Origin of the sequence: Qipengyuania xiapuensis, from assembly GCF_019711395.1 — a bacterium.
GTDB classification, from domain to species: domain Bacteria; phylum Pseudomonadota; class Alphaproteobacteria; order Sphingomonadales; family Sphingomonadaceae; genus Qipengyuania; species Qipengyuania xiapuensis.
Window position 1 is genome coordinate 1,775,948 of sequence record NZ_JAIGNL010000001.1, and the last position, 19,829, is coordinate 1,795,776.

Annotated in this window: 22 protein-coding genes; 7 read left to right on the forward strand and 15 right to left on the reverse strand. The window is 62.9% G+C overall.

The genetic code is table 11. From position 1 onward, the window contains the following. Positions 1 to 3: 3 nt before the first annotated feature. Positions 4 to 978, forward strand: coding sequence for an NADPH:quinone oxidoreductase family protein (locus tag K3163_RS08985; protein ID WP_221553880.1), 975 nt, complete (start codon positions 4 to 6; stop codon positions 976 to 978). 54 nt (positions 979 to 1,032) lie between these two features. Here K3163_RS08985 and K3163_RS08990 read toward each other — a convergent pair whose 3' ends face one another. The 8 genes from K3163_RS08990 to K3163_RS09025 all read right to left on the reverse strand — a co-directional run bounded on the left by K3163_RS08990 (position 1,033) and on the right by K3163_RS09025 (position 7,664). Continuing rightward, the gene (locus tag K3163_RS08990) at positions 1,033 to 1,605 is read right to left on the reverse strand and encodes a F0F1 ATP synthase subunit B family protein (protein WP_221553881.1); all 573 of its coding nucleotides are present in this window, start codon (positions 1,603 to 1,605) and stop codon (positions 1,033 to 1,035) included. Next, a complete protein-coding gene (locus K3163_RS08995; protein ID WP_221428224.1) occupies positions 1,598 to 2,092 on the reverse strand; it encodes a F0F1 ATP synthase subunit B family protein in 495 nt (164 codons plus the stop codon). The genes K3163_RS08990 and K3163_RS08995 overlap by 8 nt, the downstream gene beginning before the upstream one ends. Before the next feature lie 80 nt (positions 2,093 to 2,172). Next, positions 2,173 to 2,400 (reverse strand): F0F1 ATP synthase subunit C, encoded by a 228-nt coding sequence (locus K3163_RS09000; RefSeq protein ID WP_040964046.1) that lies wholly within the window; start codon positions 2,398 to 2,400, stop codon positions 2,173 to 2,175. 39 nt (positions 2,401 to 2,439) lie between these two features. After that, positions 2,440 to 3,228, reverse strand: coding sequence for a F0F1 ATP synthase subunit A (locus tag K3163_RS09005; RefSeq protein WP_315900250.1), 789 nt, complete (start codon positions 3,226 to 3,228; stop codon positions 2,440 to 2,442). A 54-nt stretch (positions 3,229 to 3,282) separates the two neighbouring features. Next, positions 3,283 to 3,603, reverse strand: a complete 321-nt coding sequence (locus K3163_RS09010) for an AtpZ/AtpI family protein (RefSeq protein ID WP_221428223.1) — start codon at positions 3,601 to 3,603, stop codon at positions 3,283 to 3,285. Between the two features lie 187 nt (positions 3,604 to 3,790). Beyond that, the gene (locus K3163_RS09015; RefSeq protein ID WP_221428222.1) at positions 3,791 to 4,183 is read right to left on the reverse strand and encodes a YdbL family probable chaperone protein; all 393 of its coding nucleotides are present in this window, start codon (positions 4,181 to 4,183) and stop codon (positions 3,791 to 3,793) included. A gap of 11 nt (positions 4,184 to 4,194) precedes the next feature. Then, the gene (locus K3163_RS09020; protein WP_221553882.1) at positions 4,195 to 4,380 is read right to left on the reverse strand and encodes a YnbE family lipoprotein; all 186 of its coding nucleotides are present in this window, start codon (positions 4,378 to 4,380) and stop codon (positions 4,195 to 4,197) included. A 74-nt stretch (positions 4,381 to 4,454) separates the two neighbouring features. Next, entirely contained in the window at positions 4,455 to 7,664 is a 3,210-nt protein-coding gene (locus K3163_RS09025; RefSeq protein WP_221553883.1) for an intermembrane phospholipid transport protein YdbH family protein, read from the reverse strand. A gap of 93 nt (positions 7,665 to 7,757) precedes the next feature. Here K3163_RS09025 and radC point away from each other — a divergent pair, with 93 nt between their 5' ends. Further along, entirely contained in the window at positions 7,758 to 8,435 is a 678-nt protein-coding gene (gene radC, locus K3163_RS09030) for a RadC family protein (protein WP_345719505.1), read from the forward strand. A gap of 10 nt (positions 8,436 to 8,445) precedes the next feature. Here the strand turns inward: radC and K3163_RS09035 are convergent, their stop codons facing one another. The 3 genes from K3163_RS09035 to K3163_RS09045 are packed head-to-tail and all read right to left on the reverse strand — an operon-like array spanning position 8,446 to position 11,842. Further along, the gene (locus tag K3163_RS09035; RefSeq protein ID WP_221553884.1) at positions 8,446 to 9,561 is read right to left on the reverse strand and encodes an acyltransferase; all 1,116 of its coding nucleotides are present in this window, start codon (positions 9,559 to 9,561) and stop codon (positions 8,446 to 8,448) included. Further along, the gene (locus K3163_RS09040) at positions 9,558 to 10,916 is read right to left on the reverse strand and encodes a hypothetical protein (RefSeq protein ID WP_221553885.1); all 1,359 of its coding nucleotides are present in this window, start codon (positions 10,914 to 10,916) and stop codon (positions 9,558 to 9,560) included. The genes K3163_RS09035 and K3163_RS09040 overlap by 4 nt, the downstream gene beginning before the upstream one ends. A gap of 8 nt (positions 10,917 to 10,924) precedes the next feature. Continuing rightward, positions 10,925 to 11,842 carry a UbiA family prenyltransferase gene (locus tag K3163_RS09045; RefSeq protein WP_221553886.1) on the reverse strand — a complete coding sequence of 306 codons (918 nt, stop codon included), beginning with the start codon at positions 11,840 to 11,842 and terminating at the stop codon, positions 10,925 to 10,927. 349 nt (positions 11,843 to 12,191) lie between these two features. Between K3163_RS09045 and purB the strand changes: the two genes are divergently transcribed. From purB to K3163_RS09065, 4 genes are all read left to right on the forward strand, one after another. After that, the gene (gene purB, locus K3163_RS09050) at positions 12,192 to 13,502 is read left to right on the forward strand and encodes an adenylosuccinate lyase (protein ID WP_221553887.1); all 1,311 of its coding nucleotides are present in this window, start codon (positions 12,192 to 12,194) and stop codon (positions 13,500 to 13,502) included. A gap of 57 nt (positions 13,503 to 13,559) precedes the next feature. Continuing rightward, entirely contained in the window at positions 13,560 to 13,919 is a 360-nt protein-coding gene (locus K3163_RS09055) for a DUF1049 domain-containing protein (protein ID WP_221553888.1), read from the forward strand. Continuing rightward, the gene (gene pyrF / locus K3163_RS09060; protein WP_221553889.1) at positions 13,916 to 14,590 is read left to right on the forward strand and encodes an orotidine-5'-phosphate decarboxylase; all 675 of its coding nucleotides are present in this window, start codon (positions 13,916 to 13,918) and stop codon (positions 14,588 to 14,590) included. Before K3163_RS09055 ends, pyrF begins: the two co-directional genes overlap by 4 nt. A gap of 287 nt (positions 14,591 to 14,877) precedes the next feature. Further along, positions 14,878 to 15,546, forward strand: a complete 669-nt coding sequence (locus K3163_RS09065; RefSeq protein ID WP_221553890.1) for a phosphoribosylanthranilate isomerase — start codon at positions 14,878 to 14,880, stop codon at positions 15,544 to 15,546. A gap of 67 nt (positions 15,547 to 15,613) precedes the next feature. Here the strand turns inward: K3163_RS09065 and K3163_RS09070 are convergent, their stop codons facing one another. Then, positions 15,614 to 16,084: an outer membrane protein gene (locus K3163_RS09070; RefSeq protein ID WP_221553891.1), complete on the reverse strand. Its 471-nt coding sequence runs from the start codon at positions 16,082 to 16,084 to the stop codon at positions 15,614 to 15,616. A gap of 374 nt (positions 16,085 to 16,458) precedes the next feature. On the opposite strand from K3163_RS09070, the gene rpsD reads away from it, so the two are divergent. Then, a complete protein-coding gene (gene rpsD, locus K3163_RS09075; protein ID WP_221428211.1) occupies positions 16,459 to 17,073 on the forward strand; it encodes a 30S ribosomal protein S4 in 615 nt (204 codons plus the stop codon). A 63-nt stretch (positions 17,074 to 17,136) separates the two neighbouring features. On the opposite strand, the gene K3163_RS09080 is transcribed toward rpsD, so the two are convergent. From K3163_RS09080 to tgt, 3 genes are all read right to left on the reverse strand, one after another. After that, positions 17,137 to 17,886 carry a M50 family metallopeptidase gene (locus K3163_RS09080; protein WP_221553892.1) on the reverse strand — a complete coding sequence of 250 codons (750 nt, stop codon included), beginning with the start codon at positions 17,884 to 17,886 and terminating at the stop codon, positions 17,137 to 17,139. A 113-nt stretch (positions 17,887 to 17,999) separates the two neighbouring features. Continuing rightward, positions 18,000 to 18,695: an SDR family NAD(P)-dependent oxidoreductase gene (locus K3163_RS09085; RefSeq protein WP_221553893.1), complete on the reverse strand. Its 696-nt coding sequence runs from the start codon at positions 18,693 to 18,695 to the stop codon at positions 18,000 to 18,002. Beyond that, a complete protein-coding gene (gene tgt, locus K3163_RS09090; RefSeq protein WP_221428208.1) occupies positions 18,695 to 19,828 on the reverse strand; it encodes a tRNA guanosine(34) transglycosylase Tgt in 1,134 nt (377 codons plus the stop codon). Before tgt ends, K3163_RS09085 begins: the two co-directional genes overlap by 1 nt. Between the last annotated feature and the right edge of the window lies 1 nt (position 19,829).

Consider the following 19,829-nt stretch of genomic DNA (forward strand, 5'->3'; position numbering starts at 1 on the left):
CCGATGAAGGCTCTTCGCGTCACCCGCCTGAGCCCGGACCTGTCCGGCGTGGAATTGCTCGACCTACCGCGCCCGGCGCGCGGTGACGGCGACGTACTTGTCAAGGTCGCGGCCGCCTCGCTCAACTATCCCGACCTGCTGATGACGCGCGGGGACTACCAGTTCAAGCCCGAGGTGCCTTTCACGCTCGGACTGGAGATGGCGGGAGAGGTTGTCGAGGCGGACGCGGAAAGCGGCTTCTTGCCGGGAGACCGTGTCATGGGGGGAGCCAAGACCGGTGCCTTTGCCAAATACGTTTCGCTACCCGCCCGCTCGCTGAGAAAGGTGCCCGAGGGGCTCGACATGGCGCAGGCCGCCGCAATGGGTGCAGCCTATCACACGGCCTATGTCGCGCTGGTCGAACTGGGCGGTCTCGAGGAAGGCCAGAGCGTGCTGGTGCATGGTGCGAGCGGCGGGGTCGGACTTGCTGCCTGCGATCTCGCCCGCGCGCTCGGTGCGAAGGTGATCGCGGCTACCCACCGTGAGGACAAGCTGGATGCGCTGCGCAGCGTCGCCAAACCCGACGCCGCAATCCTGAATACCGGCCGCTTCCGCGAGGAAGTCTCCGCCCTCACCGATGGCCGCCTGTGCGACATCGTGTTCGACCCGATTGGCGGCGATGTCTTCGACGAGAGCACGCGCTGCGTGACCTTCGGCGGTAAGCTGCTGGTGGTGGGCTTCGTAGCTGGGCGCATTCCCGAGATCGCGGTCAACATCCCGCTCATCAAGGGCTTCTCGGTCGTCGGCGTTCGCGCGGGCGAATATGCACGGCGCTTTCCGGAACGCGGCCGCCGCGTTGCCGAGGCGGTCGACAAGCTGGCCAGCGAGGGCCGGATTACCCCTCATATCGACCGCACCCTTCCCCTCGCCCAGTGGCGCGAGGCTCTCACGGCGATGGAGCGCGGCGAGATCGTCGGGAAGATCGTGCTGACCCCCTGACACGAAAAAGGGCGACCCGCGGGCCGCCCTTCTCGTTCCCATCCAGCGGGGAAATCAGATGCCTGCGATGACCTTGTCGGCCAGGGCCTTGTCGGCTTCGGCATCGTGCTTTTCAGCGATCAGCTTGCGGCTCGCGCCGGTCGCTGCGGCAACCGCGCGGTTGCGCACGTCTTCGACGGCTTCGCGCTCTGCAGCGGCGATCTTGTCTTCAGCCATGCGCTTGCGGCGCTCGACCATCGCCTTGCTGTCGGCCTCTGCCTTCTCGAGGATCGCGTCAGCTTCGTGCTGAGCGTTCTCGAGCATCGCTTCGGCGTCCTTCGCGGCACCAGCGATCTTGTCGGCGTATTCCTTGCGGAGTGCTTCTGCCTCGGCGCGGAGCTGCTTGGCTTCTTCAAGCTGCTCCTTGATCGCGGCGATCTTGTTGTCGAGGCCACCGGCGATAGTCTTGTGGACCTTACCGAAGCCGAAAGCGATCAGAAGCAGGACGAGCATGGCGACCGAGACGATCTGGTAGGGTTCGAGACCCCACAGCTCGGGACCGACGTGCTTTGCCGCACCGGCATCGATGACCGCTTCGGTCTGCGCCGCGTCGGTAGCGATCACTTCAGGAAGGTTTGCGTTAGCCATGAGCCATCTGCTCCTTCACAGCCTTGGTCGCGACCGGCTTGGTCACCGTGACGCCGGCGAGCGTCTTGACGATGTCCTGAGCGGCTTCGACAGCGACGTTCTCGACTTCGGCAAGCGCCTCGGTACGGGCTTCGTCGATGCGCGCTTCTGCATCGGCGAGCTTCTTGTCGATGCGCTTCTGCGCAGCGGCGAGCTTCTTCTCGGACTTGGCGGCGGCCTCGTCCTTGGCCTTGGCGACGATCGCCTGCGCGGCAGCGCGGTTTTCGTTCTCTTTCACCCGCCAGGCCTCTTCCTGCTCGTCGGCAGCGTCACGCGCGGCCTTGGCAGCGGCGAGGTCGGCAGCGATCTGGCCGTCACGCTGGGCGACGGTGTCCATCACCTTGGGCACCATGATCTTGCCGATCACGAAGAAGGTAATGCCGAAGAAGACCAGCAGCCAGAAGACCTGGCTGGACCATGTATCGGCAAGCTGTGCTATCTGGGGCATTGCAGCTCTCGAAAAGCGGGTGCGAGAAAATTGCGGGCCGGCCGGGCATCACCCGACCGGCTCAACATGGATTTCGTCGATTAGGCGACGAAGATCAGGATCATGGCAACGACGAACGCCAGCAGGCCGAGAAGCTCGGCAGCGGCGAAGCCGATGAACAGGCGGCCCTGCTGGCCGTCTGCTGCGCCCGGGTTGCGCAGTGCGCTTTCGAGGAACGAACCGAAGACGTTACCCACACCGATGGCGGCCATGCCGGCACCGATTGCAGCGAGACCGGCACCAACCAGCTTTGCAGCTTCTACTTCCATGACAAACTCCTTTGGAAAACAGGTAATTGAATTGAAAACTTAGTGAAGGTGCTCTGCATCGTTGATGTAGAGCGAGGTAAGCAGGGCAAAGACATATGCCTGGATGCCTGCCACCAGGATTTCGAGTGCGCTGATACCGATCATCAGCAGGAAGCTCGGAAGGCCGACCAGCGCGCCGAAGCCGGCGCCGGCATTGGTGCCGTCGATCACGAAGCTGGAGAGAACCTTGAGCAGCACGTGGCCTGCCATCATTGCCACGAAGAGACGCAGTGCGAGGCTGAACGGGCGCACCATGAACGAGATGAACTCGATCGGCGCGATCACGGGCACCATCGGCAGCGGCGTGCCGTGCGGCACGAACAGGCTGAAGAAGTGCAGGCCGTGCTTCCAGAAACCGACGATGAGGACAATCGAGAAGCTGATGATCGCGAGCACACCGGTCACGGTGAAGTGGCTGGTGAAAGTGAACGGGTGGATGCCGACGAGACCCAGCGGCAGGAGGCCGATGAGGTTGGCGATCAGGATGAACATGAACAGGCTGAAGACATAGGGGACGTACTTGCGCCCTTCCTTGCCGATGTTCGCTTCCAGCATGTTGTCGATGAAGCCGGTGAAGGTCTCCACCATCATCTGCCAGCGCCCGGGCACCAGCTCGCGCTTCATGCCGCCAAGCACGAATACGAAGAGCACCACCGTGGTGATGAGCATCCACATCGCACTGTTGGTGAAGGCGATGTTGAAGCCGGCAATTTCCCAGCCCTGCGTTCCGCCGATCGCTTCGATCGCGAACTGCTTCATCGGGTCGACTTTGGCCTGATCGGCTGCCACGTCTGCTAATCCCTAAAACCTAAGAACAACGCCCCGGAAACCCCTTGCGGGAGTTCATTCCTCGGGGCGTTTGTTTGCCGCACGAATAATGTTCCTGAAGGCGACCACGATTCCGAGGAACAGGCCGACCAACAGACCCCAGGGCGAAGTGCCGGCGAACCAGTCAACGGTCCAGCCAATCACCGTACCACCGAGAATTCCGCCGAGAAGATCCGCCAGTACGCGGTTGCCGGAACGATAGTTCGCATCGGCGCCGGTACCTCGCGGCTGGTTGCGCTGGTCTTCACGCTGCTGGGCGGCTGCGAGCCGCTTCTCCAGCGCGTCGATCCGCGCATCCTCCTCGACAGGTTCTCGTGCGGGTTTGTCGTCGCTCATGCCTTGCTCCTTTAAGGGGGTTGCGCGGCACGGGCACGGACTTGCCCGCCGAGGGCGCCGCCCCCTTAGAAGGGGGTCATTTTAGAGTCAACACGGCAGGGGTGCAAAAGGCGGCATTCCCCTTGCAAAAAAGCCTCCCCCGGCATGGAGCGCGAGGGAGGCATCATGATTTCGTGGCAAATTGCCTCTACGGGCAGCGCGAATCCCGCATGGGCGGCGCAGAAGTGCGGGTCTGCCAGCTGCCGTCGGGCGCCTGGTACTTTTCGCCCGGCGTGGTGGCGAGGATCGCCTGGCAACCGGCGGTCAGCGCATATTCCTCGATCGTTGCGTTGGTCGCCTGCGCGCGTTCGGAATAGACCGCGCGGCGCTTGATGTTGATATCGTTGACGAGACGGCGAAGTTCGGCGGTCTCCGCACCGACGATGCCGAGATAGCCGTCCATCTTCTCGCCGACCTGGCCGGCAGCGCGCGCGGCGGCATAGGCCGGATCGCGCTGGGCGTGGGCAGGCGCGGCAATCCCGCCGAGGGCGAGTGCGAAAACCGCGCCGGTCAGCGCAGCCTTGGTCAGTCCTTTGGTCATCGTGTCACCCATCAGAAAATATCCGCGTTCTCTTCAATCGTATTGCCCGCATCTTCCGCGAGCCTGTAAATCACTTCCTGCCGGATGTTCACATTGAGCTCGATCACGATCGGCTTGTCGGGTGCTTCCACCGTCACACAAGCTGCCAGCGTGAGCGAGGCCAAGGCGGCCGCCGCCAGTTTCGTCTTTCCGCGCATACCCTGCTTTCCCTGTTTGCAGTGAATTGTCGCAAGGCGCTCGCGGTCCGTCAATTCGTGCCTGTTCATACGCCTCACTCGCTTTCCTGGTCCTGAATGGTGGGTTCATCCGGAATCACGTCTTCCGGATCGATATCGGGCTCCACTTCTTCGCCCGTAATGGATCTCCTGAGCCGGGTACCGTCGTCGTCGAGCAGCCCGAGTTCGCGCGGATCGCGCACCGATGCGGGGTCATACATCGCTTTCAGCGAGGTCAGCAGCTGGTAGAACTGCGCGCGGATATTGATGCGGAACTGGATCGGCAGGTCGGCAATCTGGCGCGTGATGAAGTTCGTCTTGGCATCCTCGCCCTGGCGCACGCCGTCGAAACGTACCCGCGTCACGATCTCGCCGGTCAGCGGACCGTCCATGATGATGCGCATCTGGCTGTAGTCGAGGCTGCGCAGCGCATCGAAAGCGAAATTGGCGATGGCCGAGAGGTCTTCGTAGGTCAGCTCGCCGACATAGGAGATATTGCCGCCGGGCGGACGCGACAGGAGGATGCCCTCCTCGATGAAGCCGTTGCCCTCGGCATCGAAGACGATCGGCACGGTGCCGTCGAAAGTTCCGGTCGCCGAGATGTTCTCCAGTTCCATCTGCGCCACGAACTGGCCAGCATCGAGGCCGACGATCTCGAAGATATAACGCCGCTCCTCGCTGACACCGAGGTTGAGGTCGACTTCACGCAGGATCAATCGACCGCCCATAAAGGGCCAGCTGCCACCAGCGACGCTCAGCAATTCGCCATTGCGCAATTCGAAGGAAACCTCGCCATCGAGGACCTCGATACCCGGATTGACCGAGGCGACCTTGAGCGTCTGGTTCGGAGCCGTGGTGAGGTTCAGCAGGTCGGTGAACTCGATTGTCCCGCTCGCGCCCTTCACCGGACCGAAAGCCGCTGCGAAATCGATGTTCTCGGACGAGAATGCGCCGGAGCTGGTAACTTCGCCATCGCTCGACCAGTCGATCCTGCCGCTACCCGTAATCACGCCTTCGGCATTGGCGATCACACCGAGCGCAAGCTGGCTGACGTCCTCGGGCTGCAAGCCCTCATCGAAGCGCAGACCCTCGATATCGAGATTGGCGTAGCCGCTGCCGGTCTCGAGATTGTGCCGGATGTCGGCGAGCGTGACGATGCGGTCGCTTGCCGGATTACGCAATGCAGCCTCGGCATCGATCACATTGTCGACGAGCGTCAGGCTCGCGTCGCGCGCGACCAGCGGCTCGAAGCGGTCCGGCTCCTCGCGGTCGGTAAGCCGGAAGGCGCCATCGCCGACTGCGAGCCTGCCATCGGCAAAGGAGAAGCCGCCGGCAACCTCGGTGAGGTCCATAGGCACGGCAGCAAGCGAAGCTTCGCCGCCTTCGAACGCCCCCGTGATCGTTTCGCCGAAATCCGCATCGATCCGGGCAAAAGCAAACCGACTCGCATCGCCAGCGGTGCCGAGCGTGATGTCCACGTCGTTTGCGACCAGTTGTCCGGGATAGCTCATGGCGAGCGTACCAGTCTCGAGCGCGAGCGGCGTATCGCCGAGCGAACCTTGCAGGTTCAGCGGCCCGGTCTCGGCTGCGAAACGCAGGCCTGCCTCTCCGTAGCGAAGGATCGGCGAACCGCCCGAGGGGCATATTGTCAGCCCGGGTCCGGCAAGGTTGAGCGACGCAAGCGCAAGCCTGCGGAACCCCACACGCACGCATTCGCGCCACAATGCAAGCTCGCCGCCGGGCTCCCACCGGCCTTTGACTGGCATGGACAGGCCATCGACCGCTCCGCCGGGAAGCGGTCCGCTCGCCTCGACCTCGCCTGCGAAACCCAACGCGCCGCTATCGGCTTGGGCGATGGTGATACCCGGTATCGCAATACGCGATCCACCCGCTTCATAGGGTGCCATGGAGAGGCGGAAGACTGCTTCGTCCCCGCCACTGCGCTCCATGCGTCCGCTGATGCGCGGAATGCCCGGCCCGCCGGTGGCGATGTTGCCGGAAAGGCGTGCGGGCTCGTCGGTCGGGGTGCTGAACTCGAATCGCGAAAGCGAGAGGAGGCGCGCTCCGCTTCCTCCGACAAGCTCCGCTTCGGGAAGCAGGAGGAGCGATCCACCGTCGTCCGAGCGATAAGTGATGCGCGCGCCGAGCGAGCTGCCCCGGGTTTCGGCCTGCAGCGCAGACCCGATGCGGCGAGCGATTGGCTCCACCAAGGTGCCCTCGCCCGATGCCGCGAGCGATTCGATGGTCCCGATCGACGCGCTGCCGAGCCGCAAGCCGTTCCCTTCGACATCGCTCTCGATTTCGAGGCGTGCAAAACTGTTGCGTGCGCGCAGGACGCCTTCGGCAGTGATGACCGCGGCGAGCGCTTGCGGACTTTCCGCCCCGCGAAGCGCAAAACTGTACCGGGCGGTCGCGTCCCCGTCACGGAGCTGTGCGCGGACCGTCCCTGCAAGCGACTGCGCGGCAACTGATCCATATCGCGCACCATCCGATTCGATGCGTGCGGTGAAGGAAGGGTTGGCCAGCGCAGCATCGGTGGCGGCATCGACCTCCGCAACAAGCCCGGAAAGGCTCGTCTCGCTCTCGGGACACGCGATTTCACTGGCGCGCAGCGGGCCGGAGAACGATGGCTCACCGCCATCTGTCTCGATCTTCCCGAACAGGGTCGCCCCTTCGGCCCGACATTCCCCGAACGCGAGCTGCGGAGCGCTCGCCGCGAGAATGCCCGCGAAACCGTCGGACACCAGCCCCTCGCCCTCTACCTTGAGACCGATCGGGCCGTAATCGCTTTCGACGAGACCCCTGCCGTCCACCAGTTTCAGGTAGAAGTCGGGAAGGCCCGGAGCCGCATCGCTTTCGCCGAAGATCAGTGGATCGAGCGAACCGAAGCTCAATTCACCGTCGACGAGTGTGCCGTAAAGGCGCGGCCGTTGAAGGGTAACGGAAGAAATTTGTGGCAGGCCGAGGCGATATCGAAGGCTGACGACGACCCTCTCGGCCGTGAAATCGGGCGCTTCCGGATCGCCGATAACGAGATTCGAAATGATCTGCGTGCGCCCGCCCACGCGCAGCAGGTCGTAACTCGCCGGAATGTCGTAACCGGCCAGTTCTTCGCGGATCAGGTCGTTGACGATGCTTTCGCGGCTTGCCCATGCCGTGAGGCCGACCGCGAGCAGGACGAGGATCGACAGCCCGGGGATCGCCCAGCGCTTCTTGCGCCAGCGCGGCCGGTGAGGCTGAGCAATCTGATCGTCGGACCCGTCCATCGAACCTCACACTTGCGCCCATCGCCCGTGGAAGGCAATGCAAGGTATTGAAACGGCTTGGGGGATTAAGGGTTGCCGGAGGTCGCGAAAAAGGTGCCGGGGCACGCCGGCACGGGGCACCGCGAACGCTTGCGCCAGCGGCTGCTGAAGGGCGGCGCAGAGGCGCTGGCCGACTACGAGCTACTGGAATTCCTCCTGTTTTCGGCGATCAGGCAAGGCGATACCAAGCCGCTCGCCAAGCGGCTGATCGATCATTTCGGATCGTTTTCCGCTGTGCTCGGCGCGGAACCGGGCGCGCTCGCGCAGGTCAAGGGAATGGGCGAGGCAAGCGCGGCGGCGCTCCATGCAGTCGCCCTTGCCGCCCGCCGGATGGCACGCGGCGAAGTCGAACAACAGCCCGTTCTCGGCAGCTGGCAATCGCTCCTCGATTATCTCGCCATCGATATGGGGCATTTGAAGCACGAGCGCGTGCGCGTGCTCTATCTCGATACGCGCAACCGGCTGATCGACGACCACCTGGCAGCAGAAGGCTCGATCGACGAGGCGGCAATCCACCCGCGCGAGGTTATCCGCCGCGCGTTCGACAAGGGCGCGAGCGCGCTGATCCTCGTCCACAACCATCCCAGCGGCGATCCGGAGCCCAGCCGGGCCGACATCCAGATCACGAACCGGATCGCCGAAGCAGGCCGGCTGCTCGGCATCACCGTGCACGATCATGTCATCGTGGGGCGCGGCACGCATGTCTCGCTGCGCGCCAAGGGCCTGATCTAGGTTCGCCCGCTTAGCTGCCGATCACATATTTTGAGTATGATCCGGTCACCAGCTTGATGGCCGCTACCACGAGATAGGAAACCGCCAGCGCGATCAGGAAGGCGGCTATCACCGCGAGGAGCAGCGCCCAGGCCGGATTGCTTTCGGGCACGAACTGACCGACCAGCTTGGCGATCGGGCGAAGCAGTGGTCCATGCAGGAAGTATATACCGAAGGAATAGGCCGCCACCTTCTTGAGGAAGCCTTTGGTGGTCTGCGACATGCTGGCGCTGGTCTTCATCAGCGCGACCAGCATCAGGGCCGCGAGTGACAGCCGCAAGACGTAAAAGGCACTCTCGCGCGGTATCATCGGGCCGAACTCGCCCACCCCAGTGATGTCGATGAAGATGATCGCCGCAGCCGCGAGCAAGGCCAGCGCCGCAACCTCGTATTTCCGCCGCGAGAATAACTCGACGCTGGCGTTGGGATCACGGCCTATGACGAGACCGACTACGTAGACGCCACCGAAGAATGTCACCATCGCCGGTGTCACCTCGGTATCGGTCCTCGAGATGAAGAGCGGCAGGATCATCAGCACGAGGGCAAGCACGAAAAGGGATTTCTGCGTCACGATCCTGAGCAGCACCGGGCTGATCACGTAAAGGATCATGATGACCGGGATGTACCAGAGCGTGTTCCATGCCTCGCCCATGAAGACGTTGAATGCGATTTCGCCAACCGCGTCTGTTGTAGGGGGCACGAGGCCCGTCCGAAGGTAATCCTGCGCGAGGAAAAGAATGGTCAGCCCGGTGCTCACCAGTGCGAATGGGAGCCAGACGAACTCCACGCGCGAGCGCAGGAAAGGCCCATGCGGCTTGCGGTGCAGGCGATAGGCATAGAGGATCCCGCTGATCAGGGCGAAATACACGGTCGCATCGTGGGACGCGATGTGGACCAGCGTCCGGACGGACGAGTATCCCTCTTCAAGTCCCGATACACCGCGCAGCAGGACTGCATTGCCCGAATGAATCATGACCACGAAAAGGATCGCCACGCCGCGGAACAGGTCCAGATAGTCAAGGTAGGGCGAAGGCGGCTTCGCCGTGTCCGGAGCCTTCTGTCCTGAAAGCGATGTCTCCACGTTCATTGGCCCGCGCCCCCTCTCGTATTGTGCCGCGAACCTTCCCTGATGAGGACGCTCGGCAATTCGCGCTCCATCATCGATCCGGGAGGATGGGGACAACAGACCTCCGGATCCGAGGTTTTCTCGTGATGCAAGGTCGGGACGTTAACGAGAAGCCCCAGCACCGCTGCGAGCCAGACCCAAATTGCCATGCGCGGAACGCCGGGAGCGGAAGCGAAAAAGAGCGCGATGAGCCACTGGGGGCTATAGAGCAGCGCCTCGTCGGGGTTGAAGTAGAGGTAGAAGAGCAGGATCGCACTTGCTGCGGCAAGCAGGCCGAACGTTTCCGTGCGTTCGCTCGAACGCACCGCCCGGACAAGCGAGACGACGAGCAGCGAAGCCATCGCGAGATAGGCTGCAAGATGGAGCGGACGTGCTCCGAACTGCAAGAGGTCGGCAAAGATGAACCTGCAGCGCAGAAACTCGTAAGGTGCGACAAAGGAAAACACGAAACTCGTGGCGAGGAAGTCGGCGAGAACCTGCGGGTCGATGAAATGGGAGAAGCTTGCGAAGCGCTCCAGGTAATCACCGTGCCACACGAGCCCGTCATCGCCCTCCGCGGCGACTGCAGGCGCTACGACGGCGAGCAGGACGAAGGCGAGAGGCACCAGAATGCAGAGGGCAAATTTGCGGAGATCGGCAACCACCTCTGCCTGCTTGAGGAGGCATGCGAAATACACGAGGAGGAAGGCCGCTGCCGGTGCGTTTGCGAGAGCGAGTCCGGCACCGATCGCACCGGCAACGGACGCACTGACGAGGGCGTCCTGACGCGCTTTCTCGGCCACGACCGGCAGCAGGAGACAGGCAATGCAAATTGCAAGGAGCGTGACGCCATAGCTCTCGGCCATGCCGAAATGGGTTGCTACTCCCAGAGTGGAAAGCACGAGGAGGGTCAGGCCTGCCGAAACCGCCTTAGTGTTACCCGCCCTGCGGAAATAGGCGAAGGCCAGCACAGCTGCACAAGCCTGGACAAGCGATAGCGCAAGTGTGGCGGCAAGTGCCTGCGAAATGCCCAGCCAGATGAGCGGCTGCGCCAGCAATGCAATCAGCACTACCGCGAGCGCATGCTTGTGCACCCGTAGGCCAAGGAAATTGCCTTCTTCGAGATAGCGCCAGATCGACACGGTGTCGGCGCCAAGCACGCAATTGTTGACCGAGATTGCCTCGCGGCTGACCTCGATCCGCAAGACCGATACCACCATCACGACCACGCCAAGCGTGATCGCCAGAATGACGTCGCGGCGTTCGATGGCGGAAAACTCCCGCTGCAACAGGAAGACCATGCTTCCGTCACCCGAAGTTGGTTTGTCAGCAGCCAAACCGTTGGCTACCAGGCCAGCAAGGACACGAGGAAAACGCCGATACCGCACAACTGACTCATCGGGTCGCGCAGCGTGTAAACGACCGGATCGGTGTGGATCTTGCCGCGGTTCGCCAGCAGCAACATACGGATCAGCCAGAAGATCAGCAGCGGAACGATCACCCACAAGATGCGGGGCTGGCTGAAGTTCTGCGTGACGTCAGGCGATCCGATAAAACGCATCAGGATGGCCATAGAGCTCAATCCCGCTGCAGCCGCTATTGCCAGCATTACCGGATAGTCGCCGACTGTATAGGAGCGCCCAAGCAATCTCTGCTGCGGTCCGTTTCCTAGGCGAGCGAGCTCTGAACAGCGCTTGACCGTCGCCAGCGAGAGGAACAGCAGGCAAGAGAACGCGAGGATCCAGTCGGAGGAATCGAGCCCTTCGAACTGCGCGCCGATAGCTTCGTCGCCAGCTATGACGCGCAGCACATAAAGACATGCGATGACGACGATATCGAGGCCGAGCATCCGTTTGAGACGCAGCGTGTAAGCGACCGACGCAACTACATATGCGGCCAGAACCATGCCGAAAGCGATGGGCAATAGTGCGGCCAGCCCTGCCCCGAGCAGGATAAGCGCCGCAATCACGAACCAGCCGGTCGATGGCTGCAAGTCACCACTTGCAAAGGGTCGGAGCCGCTTCGTCTCGTGCAGCTCGTCGACCTCGCGGTCGAGGATGTCGTTGAAGATGTATGTGGCCGAGGCGACGAGACTGAAGGAAAAAAACGCGATTGCTGCGTCGCGAATGTCGGCGAGATCAAACTCGTGCGAAATGATCAGCGGAACGAAGATCAGGAAATTCTTGGACCACTGGTGCAGCCTCATGGCGGATATGATCGAGCCTGCCAGCGAGGTCGCCGCCGCGGGTCGTTCGCTCGCCATCTCTCTCCTCACGCCCGAATCCGAATTGCTCGTCATTCCGGCCCTCCGGACGGACGCGAAGATGAAGCAGCTGGAGCGCCATTCTCGTAATCGGTAGTTGCCACTCGCCGGAGCTCCCCGCCTGCGGCCAGCTCGCTCCCCTCACGAAGCTGACCTTCCAGCGAAGCTTACGCCGCACAAAATGCAGTATAAATTACCCTTAAAGCTGGAACTGACCATTACGGGACCCTCTTTCGAGTAGGGTCGATCCTTCCCCCGCCCTCAATTGCGCCCGCACTTGAATTGCGACCACTACCGCTCTAGCGGCGCAGGCAATTCTCTCACGCACAATTCCAGTCCGGAGTCTCACATGGTCCCCCGCTACGCCCGTCCCGCAATGACCGCGATCTGGGAGCCGGAAGCGAAGTATCGCATCTGGTTCGAAATCGAGGCGCATGCGACCGAGAAACTGGGCGAGCTGGGTGTCGTCCCGAAAAGCGCTGCCAAGGCACTGTGGGACTGGTGGGCCACGAACCCGAAAATCGACGTCGAAGCCATCGACGCGATCGAGGCGGTGACCAAGCACGACGTCATCGCCTTCCTTACCTGGGTGGCAGAAAACGTCGGCGAAGAAGCGCGCTTCATGCACCAGGGCATGACCAGCTCGGACGTGCTCGACACTACGCTCGCCGTACAGCTCGCCCGCTCAACCGACCTGTTGCTCGAAGACCTCGACGACCTCCTCGCCGCGATCAAGCGCCGCGCGGAAGAGCACAAGTACACGCCGACCATCGGCCGCAGCCACGGCATCCACGCAGAACCCGTGACCTTCGGTCTCAAGCTCGCGCAGGCCTATGCCGAGTTCGACCGCTGCAAGACCCGCCTCATCGCTGCGCGCGAGGAAATCGCCACCTGCGCGATCTCGGGCGCGGTGGGCACCTTCGCCAATATCGACCCGAGCGTGGAGGAATATGTCGCCGAGAAGCTGGGCCTGAAGCCCGAGCCGGTCTCGACGCAGGTCATCCCGCGCGATCGCCACGCCATGTATTTCGCAACGCTCGCCGTGATCGCGGGCTCGATCGAGCGTGTTGCCGTCGAAGTCCGCCATCTCCAGCGCACCGAAGTGCTCGAAGCGGAGGAGTTCTTCTCCAAGGGCCAGAAGGGTTCGAGCGCGATGCCGCACAAGCGCAACCCGATCCTCACCGAGAACCTCACCGGCCAGGCCCGCATGATCCGCGCCTATGCCCTGCCCGCGCTGGAGAACGTCGCCTTGTGGCACGAGCGCGATATCTCGCACTCCTCCGTCGAACGCTTCATCGGCCCCGATGCCACGATCACCCTCGATTTCGCTCTCGCCCGCCTTACCGGCGTGGTCGACAAGCTGCTCGTCTACCCCGAGCGCATGCAGGCGAACATGGACCGCATGGGCGGCCTCATCCACTCGCAACGCGTGCTGCTCGCCCTCACCCAGAACGGCGTGAGCCGAGAGGATGCATACCGCCTCGTCCAGCGCAACGCGATGAAGGTGTGGGAATCGGACGGCAAGCTGATGCTGCTCGACCTGCTCAAGGCAGACGAGGAAGTGACCGCTGCGCTGACGAACGAACAACTCGAGGAACGCTTCGACCTCGATTACCACTTCAAGCAGGTGGACACGATCTTCGACCGCGTGTTCGGCTAGACGCAAGGCTTTTCGCCGCCTAGCATCGCGCAAACAGAAGACGGGAGCTGTGTGCCAATGCAAATCGTAAGAACGATCCTGTGGATCCTGCTGCTGGTGGGCGTACTCGCCTTCTCCTTCGGCAATTGGGACCGCCAGATCGACGTGCGCATCTGGCCAGGCATCGTGTGGGACACGCGCGTTCCGGCGCTCGTGATCGTATCTTTCATTCTCGGCCTGCTGCCGATGTGGATCTATCACCGCGGCGTGCGCTGGCGCCAGAGCCGCCGGATTACGGCGCTTGAGACTGCAACGCAGAAAATGGCCTCGCCCAAGCCGGATGCCGATACCACGGCAGCGCGCCCCTATCCGCCCAAGCAGGCCATTCCGGCTGAACCAGCCAACCCGGTCGACCCGGAACCCGCGCCGAAGTCATGAGCAATCCGGTCTTCCTTGCCCTCGACGTCCCGCGGCTGGACGATGCCGTAGCGCTTGCCGAGAAGGTCAAGCAGCATGTCGGCGGCATCAAGCTGGGCCTGGAGTTCTTCAACGCTCACGGCGCGCATGGCGTGCACATGATCTCGCAGCTCGGCCTGCCGATCTTCCTCGACCTCAAACTCCACGACATTCCGAATACCGTCGCGGGAGCCATGCAGGCGATCCACGTACTGGAACCGGCCATCGTCACCATCCACGCAAGCGGTGGCCGCGCGATGATGGAAGACGCGAAGGCCGCCGCTGGCGAGAACACCAAGGTCGTCGCGGTCACCATGCTCACGAGCCTCGACGAGCGCGATCTCAAGTCGATGGGCGTCGGCGGTTCGCCGCATGATCACGTGATGCGGCTTGCCGACCTCGCGCATACCTCAGGTCTTGATGGCGTCGTGTGCTCGGGTCACGAAATCAAGGCGGTACACGACCAATGGAAGGACGGCTTCTTCGTCGTCCCCGGTCTGCGCCCCGAGGGCAGCAATACCGGCGACCAGAAGCGCGTCGTCACTCCCCGCCAGGCCCGCGATGACGGTGCCAGCGTACTCGTGATCGGTCGTCCGATCAGCCGTGCGGAGGACCCGGCGCAAGCCGCCCGCGCCATCGAGGCGACGCTTTAGGTGACAGGTACAGGCTTATTGACAATTCTGGTTGTCGCTTTGCTTGGCACTGGTTCTGGCTATCTGATCCGGAGAGTTTGCAGACCGACTTGGAGAAGGCTGGTTCTCCTTTTTTTCCTGTTCGCTCCACTGACGCTGTATCTCCTTTATGGGCTCGTCGATGGATGTTTCCTGATTGTCAGGCATAGCGGGGAGTACTGCTATGGTTTCGGCTTCGGGCTCGTCCTCTTTGGAATGCTTCTCTTGCCGCCTTGGATGGTAGGAAACCTGCTTGGCTATCTCTCGCCATGGGCACGCAAAGAGACTTCACACCCGTGAGCACCGCGATCAAGATTTGCGGCATATCGACGCCCGAAACGCTGGACGCGGTCATCGCCGCACGGGCCGAGTTCGTCGGCTTCAACTTCTACCCGCCGAGCCCGCGCCACGTATCGCTGCAGGACCTCTCGGCGCTCGCCGCCCGCGCAGGCTCGCGTGTCGCAAAGGTCGGCGTTTTCGTGGACGCCGATGACGTGTTGATCGGTGCGGCGGTCGAGGCGGGTCGGCTCGACGCGATCCAGCTCCATGGGGAAGAGCCCCCCGCCCGCGCTGCCGAGCTCAAGCAACGCTTCGGAATCCCCGTCTGGAAGGTCATTCCGGTCGCAACGTCGGCCGATATCGCCAGAAGCGCCGATTATCGCGGTGCCGTCGACTTCATGCTCTTCGATGCCAAGACCCCGAAGGACGCCGCCCTTCCCGGCGGCATGGGCCTGCGTTTCGACTGGACGCTGCTGTCCGGCCTCGATGCCGGTATGCCCTGGGGGCTCGCCGGTGGGCTCACACCGGCCAATGTCGCAGAGGCCATCGGGCGCACGGGCGCGCCGCTGGTCGACACCTCTTCCGGCGTAGAGACAGCCCCGGGCGACAAGGATCCCGATGCCATAGCGGCCTTCTGCTCGGCGGTCCGGAAGACCTGACGCGCAAGGAAAAAGGGGCGGTACCGCATACGCGGCCCGCCCCTCGCACTTGTCTTAACGACAGACCTTAGAAGGTCAGGCCGACAACTGCGTTGACTGCGTCTGCGTCGACGAAATCGTCGAAGTAGTGACGGTATTCCGCACCGAGGTAGAGGCTGTCACCCAGCTTGTGGTGGTAGCCGGCACCGAGATGCCATGCGTCGCCGCCATCATCGGTCAGCGTGAAGTTGTAGCCGCCGGTTGCGAAGAGCTTGCCGTCGTCACCGACCTTGAGGCCGAGGCGTGCGGTCGTACCAACGAGGACTTCCGCGCCGTCGACGAGGATCTTGTCGCCCGACAGTTCAACGCCGGCGAACGCGGTCTCGCCGAGATCGAAGTCGTAGCCGACAGCTGCGCCGAGGGTGGCTTCGCTGAAGTCTTCGACCCAGATCACACCGCCGCGTACTTCAGCGCGGACTTCGCCGCCTTCATCTTCGGCTGCTGCCGGGGTTGCGACAGCGGCTACTGCCACTGCGGCGAGGAGTGCGAACTTACGCATAATCAGTTTTTCCCTTTTTTGGTTTTTTGCACCCGCATCTGCGGGGGGCGCGGCCTATTGCCGCCCGCCTTGATTGGTTCAACCGATTGTAACGTCAGGTGAACCAGACTGGCCTAACCTGTTGCCAATACGTCACTTATTGCGCTTTGAGCATGTCATTTGTTACATACCGTGGGAAGGAAACTTCCACGCTCACGGGATCGCTTGGCCGACTCCGCTTGACGCAGTGCAATATCCTGCTATTCGCGCGCTTCGCTAATTGGCCCCGCACCCCGGTGAAGCGGTGGCCGCGTCGAATTCCTCGGAAATCGGCGGTGCGATGCCGGGTTGGATGGCCGCCGATGGGGTGGCTCAGCAAATTGAAGGAAAGACTTATGTCGAAGCGCAAGAGCGCCAAGTACAAACTCGACCGCCGGATGGGCGAAAACATCTGGGGTCGTCCGAATTCGCCGGTCAACAAGCGTTCCTACGGCCCGGGCCAGCACGGTCAGCGCCGCAAGGGTAAGATGAGCGACTTCGGTCTGCAGCTCCGCGCCAAGCAGAAGCTCAAGGGCTACTACGGCGACGTTACCGAGAAGCAGTTCAAGCGCACCTACACCGAAGCTTCGAAGATGAAGGGCGACACCGGTCAGAACCTGATCGGCCTGCTCGAGCAGCGTCTCGACATGGTCGTCTACCGCGCGAAGTTCGCACCGACCATCTTCGCTGCCCGTCAGATCGTGAGCCACGGCCACATCTACCTGAACGGCGTTAAGACCAACATCGCATCGGCACGTGTCCGCGTCGGCGACGTCGTCAGCCTCGGCAGCAAGGCCAAGGAAATGGCTCTCGTCATCGAAGCACAGAGCCTGCCCGAGCGTGAAATTCCCGACTACGTCGCACCCGACGGCAACGACAAGGTGACCTTCACCCGCGTGCCGAAGCTCGACGAAGTGCCCTACCCGGTCACCATGGAACCGAACCTCGTGGTCGAGTTCTACTCGCGCTAAGAGATCGGGAAACCGAACACGAAAGGGCGGTCCTTCGGGGCCGCCCTTTTCGTATGTAGCGTGTCAGGAGTGGGCGCGCCTGAGCGACCAGAACACCATCGCGCAGATCATCGCGGTGATCAGCCCTCCCCAGAACCAGTAAGGCAGGAATAGCGCCTGAGAGATCACGCCGGTGTCGGACAGCTGTGCCTGGCCTCCGCGCACGAAGCCTTCGCTGAAGAGATAGCCGAAGTCGCGGTAGATGCTGATGCAGCCCTGAACGCCGAGGAATTGCACGGCGAACCGGCGCCACTGTTCGCGTCCCTTGAACGCAATCGCGAGGCTCACAACACCCAGGAGCGGAAGCACGATCCAGCCGGTCGTCGACCTCACCCAGATCAAGGTCGACCCGATCAGGACGAGGCCCAGGATAACCAGCGCCGATCGTGTTGCAGCGCGCCGTGCTGAAGCGAGGATCAGGAGGCATCCCGCAAGCGTGGGACCGATCAGTCCCGCTCCCGCGATCATCGCCTGCGACAGCCGCGATGGCGAATCCGTTGTGGTGTAAAGCGCGTAGCCCGAGCCGTTCTGGAAAATGACCAGCCGTTCGAAATCGTAGCCAAAGGCCAATGCCGCCAACCCGTGACCCATCTCGTGGAACCAGGTGGCGAGGATGCTGAAGGGATAAAGCAGGTAACCGCCATAGGGCGAACCCCACAGCAGGATCGAACACGCGCCCATGACGACCAGCAGGGTGATTTCACGCCGCCCGGCCTCGCTGCGATAGGAGGGCGGACGGTAGCCGTTATTCACTCTCGGCCGCCATTCAGCCATCCTGTCGCTCCCGTCTTCGCCTCAAGCGGCGGCTTCCTTGCTGTCTTCGAGTTAGGGATCGAGACTGCCGAAATCCAGCGGCTCCTTGTCGAGCAGCTACCGGAGCGTCCCGGTTACGGCACGATCTCCTCGCCATCCCACGCGAACTGCCGCCCGCTTTGTGCAGGGCCGATGCCTTCCAATACCTCGAGCAAGCGTGATGCAGAGAATTCCGGCGTGAACAGCTTGCCTTCGGGCACATTGCGCTGGAACGGCTCGCTCAGCTGGGTGTCGACCGTGCCGGGATGGAGCGTGACGCAAAAGGCATCGGGCTTCTTGCGGGCCAGTTCGACCGAATAGGTGCGCATGAGCATGACCAGCGCCGCCTTGCTCGCGCGGTAGGAATACCAGCCGCCCAGCCGGTTGTCGCCAATGCTGCCGACACGGGCCGCGAGCGCTGCAAAACCTGCCCGTCCCTCGTCGGGCAGAAGCGGTAGGAAGTGCTTGGCGACCAGCGCCGGGCCGGTGCTGTTGATCGCGAAATTGCGTGCCAGCATTGCGGGATCGATCTGCCGCCAGTCCTTCTCCGGACCTGACTTGCCCTCGTGCAGGAAGCCGGTCGCGACGAGGACGAGATCGACGTCCCCTGCCACCCCGATGCGTTTCGCGGCCTCCGCGATGCTGTGTTCGTCCTCGAGATCGAGATGCGCCTCGCCAGTGGCGCTGCGCGAGAGGGGGTGCACCTCGGTGCCGCCCTGTTCGAGCAGGTCGGCAAGCGCGGCACCGATGCCTCCGGAGGCACCGACGACGACTGCTCGCCGCCAGCCCATCAGTCGCCCTGCCCTAGGTAATCGCGCCGGAAATCGGCGGCGAAGGCGGAAAAGCGGCCCTCGGAGATCGCATCGCGCATGGCCTGCATCAGCTGCTGGTAGAAGGCGATATTGTGCTCGGTCATGAGCATCGCGCCGAGGATTTCCTGCGATTTCACGAGATGATGCAGGTAGGCGCGGCTGTAGGTGCCGCAGGTATCGCATTTACAGCGCGCGTCGAGCGGATCGGTGTCCTCGGCAAAGCGGGCGTTGCGAAGGTTCAAGGGGCCGTTCCAGGTGAAGGCCTGCCCGTTGCGGCCCGACCGGCTCGGCAGCACGCAATCGAACATGTCCACCCCGCGCTCGACCGCGCCGACCAGATCGTCGGGCTTGCCCACGCCCATCAGGTAGCGCGGGCGATCTTCGGGAAGCTGGCCGGGTGCGAAATCGAGCGTGGCGAACATCGCCTCCTGTCCCTCGCCCACGGCAAGGCCGCCGATCGCATAGCCATCGAAGCCGATATCGGTGAGCTTCTCGGCGCTGATCTTGCGCAGTTCTTCGTCGAGTGCGCCCTGCTGGATGCCGAAGAGAGCCGAACGCTCGGCATGCTCGCCGCCGGCATCGAAGCCGTCACGGCTGCGCTTTGCCCAGCGCATGGACATTTCCATGCTCGCGGCGATCTCGTCACGCGGGCGGTCGGCACGAGGGCATTCGTCGAAGGCCATCACGATATCGCTGCCGAGCAGGCGCTGGATTTCCATGCTGCGCTCGGGCGTGAGCATGTGCTTCGAGCCGTCGATATGGCTGCGAAACTCGACACCCTTCTCGGTCAGCTTCCTCAGGTCCGAAAGACTCATCACCTGGTAGCCGCCACTATCGGTGAGGATCGGCCGCTTCCAGTTCATGAACTTGTGCAGTCCGCCGAGCTTCGCCACGCGCTCGGCACCAGGGCGCAGCATCAGGTGGTAGGTATTGCCGAGGATGATGTCGGCGCCGGTCTTGCGCACGGTCTCGGGCTTCATTGCCTTGACCGTCGCCGCCGTGCCGACGGGCATGAAAGCAGGCGTGCGGATATCGCCGCGCATCATGCGGATCGTGCCCGTGCGGGCAGCACCATCACGGGCGTGGATGTCGAATGCGAACCGGGTGCCCATG

Excerpts from the sequence above, each read along its gene's own strand:
- K3163_RS09080 (WP_221553892.1), bottom strand. The coding sequence starts at position 17,886 with ATGGCTGAATGGCGGCCGAGAGTGAATAACGGCTACCGTCCGCCCTCC.
- pyrF (WP_221553889.1), top strand. The coding sequence starts at position 13,916 with ATGAGCAATCCGGTCTTCCTTGCCCTCGACGTCCCGCGGCTGGACGAT.
- K3163_RS09085 (WP_221553893.1), bottom strand. The coding sequence starts at position 18,695 with ATGGGCTGGCGGCGAGCAGTCGTCGTCGGTGCCTCCGGAGGCATCGGT.
- purB (WP_221553887.1), top strand. The coding sequence starts at position 12,192 with ATGGTCCCCCGCTACGCCCGTCCCGCAATGACCGCGATCTGGGAGCCG.
- K3163_RS09000 (WP_040964046.1), bottom strand. The coding sequence starts at position 2,400 with ATGGAAGTAGAAGCTGCAAAGCTGGTTGGTGCCGGTCTCGCTGCAATC.
- K3163_RS09025 (WP_221553883.1), bottom strand. The coding sequence starts at position 7,664 with ATGGACGGGTCCGACGATCAGATTGCTCAGCCTCACCGGCCGCGCTGG.
- K3163_RS09070 (WP_221553891.1), bottom strand. The coding sequence starts at position 16,084 with ATGCGTAAGTTCGCACTCCTCGCCGCAGTGGCAGTAGCCGCTGTCGCA.
- K3163_RS08995 (WP_221428224.1), bottom strand. The coding sequence starts at position 2,092 with ATGCCCCAGATAGCACAGCTTGCCGATACATGGTCCAGCCAGGTCTTC.
- K3163_RS09020 (WP_221553882.1), bottom strand. The coding sequence starts at position 4,380 with ATGCGCGGAAAGACGAAACTGGCGGCGGCCGCCTTGGCCTCGCTCACG.
- K3163_RS09010 (WP_221428223.1), bottom strand. The coding sequence starts at position 3,603 with ATGAGCGACGACAAACCCGCACGAGAACCTGTCGAGGAGGATGCGCGG.
- K3163_RS09065 (WP_221553890.1), top strand. The coding sequence starts at position 14,878 with ATGGGCACGCAAAGAGACTTCACACCCGTGAGCACCGCGATCAAGATT.
- K3163_RS08990 (WP_221553881.1), bottom strand. The coding sequence starts at position 1,605 with ATGGCTAACGCAAACCTTCCTGAAGTGATCGCTACCGACGCGGCGCAG.
- rpsD (WP_221428211.1), top strand. The coding sequence starts at position 16,459 with ATGTCGAAGCGCAAGAGCGCCAAGTACAAACTCGACCGCCGGATGGGC.
- K3163_RS09055 (WP_221553888.1), top strand. The coding sequence starts at position 13,560 with ATGCAAATCGTAAGAACGATCCTGTGGATCCTGCTGCTGGTGGGCGTA.
- K3163_RS09035 (WP_221553884.1), bottom strand. The coding sequence starts at position 9,561 with ATGAACGTGGAGACATCGCTTTCAGGACAGAAGGCTCCGGACACGGCG.
- K3163_RS09015 (WP_221428222.1), bottom strand. The coding sequence starts at position 4,183 with ATGACCAAAGGACTGACCAAGGCTGCGCTGACCGGCGCGGTTTTCGCA.
- tgt (WP_221428208.1), bottom strand. The coding sequence starts at position 19,828 with ATGGGCACCCGGTTCGCATTCGACATCCACGCCCGTGATGGTGCTGCC.
- K3163_RS09045 (WP_221553886.1), bottom strand. The coding sequence starts at position 11,842 with ATGGCGAGCGAACGACCCGCGGCGGCGACCTCGCTGGCAGGCTCGATC.
- K3163_RS08985 (WP_221553880.1), top strand. The coding sequence starts at position 4 with ATGAAGGCTCTTCGCGTCACCCGCCTGAGCCCGGACCTGTCCGGCGTG.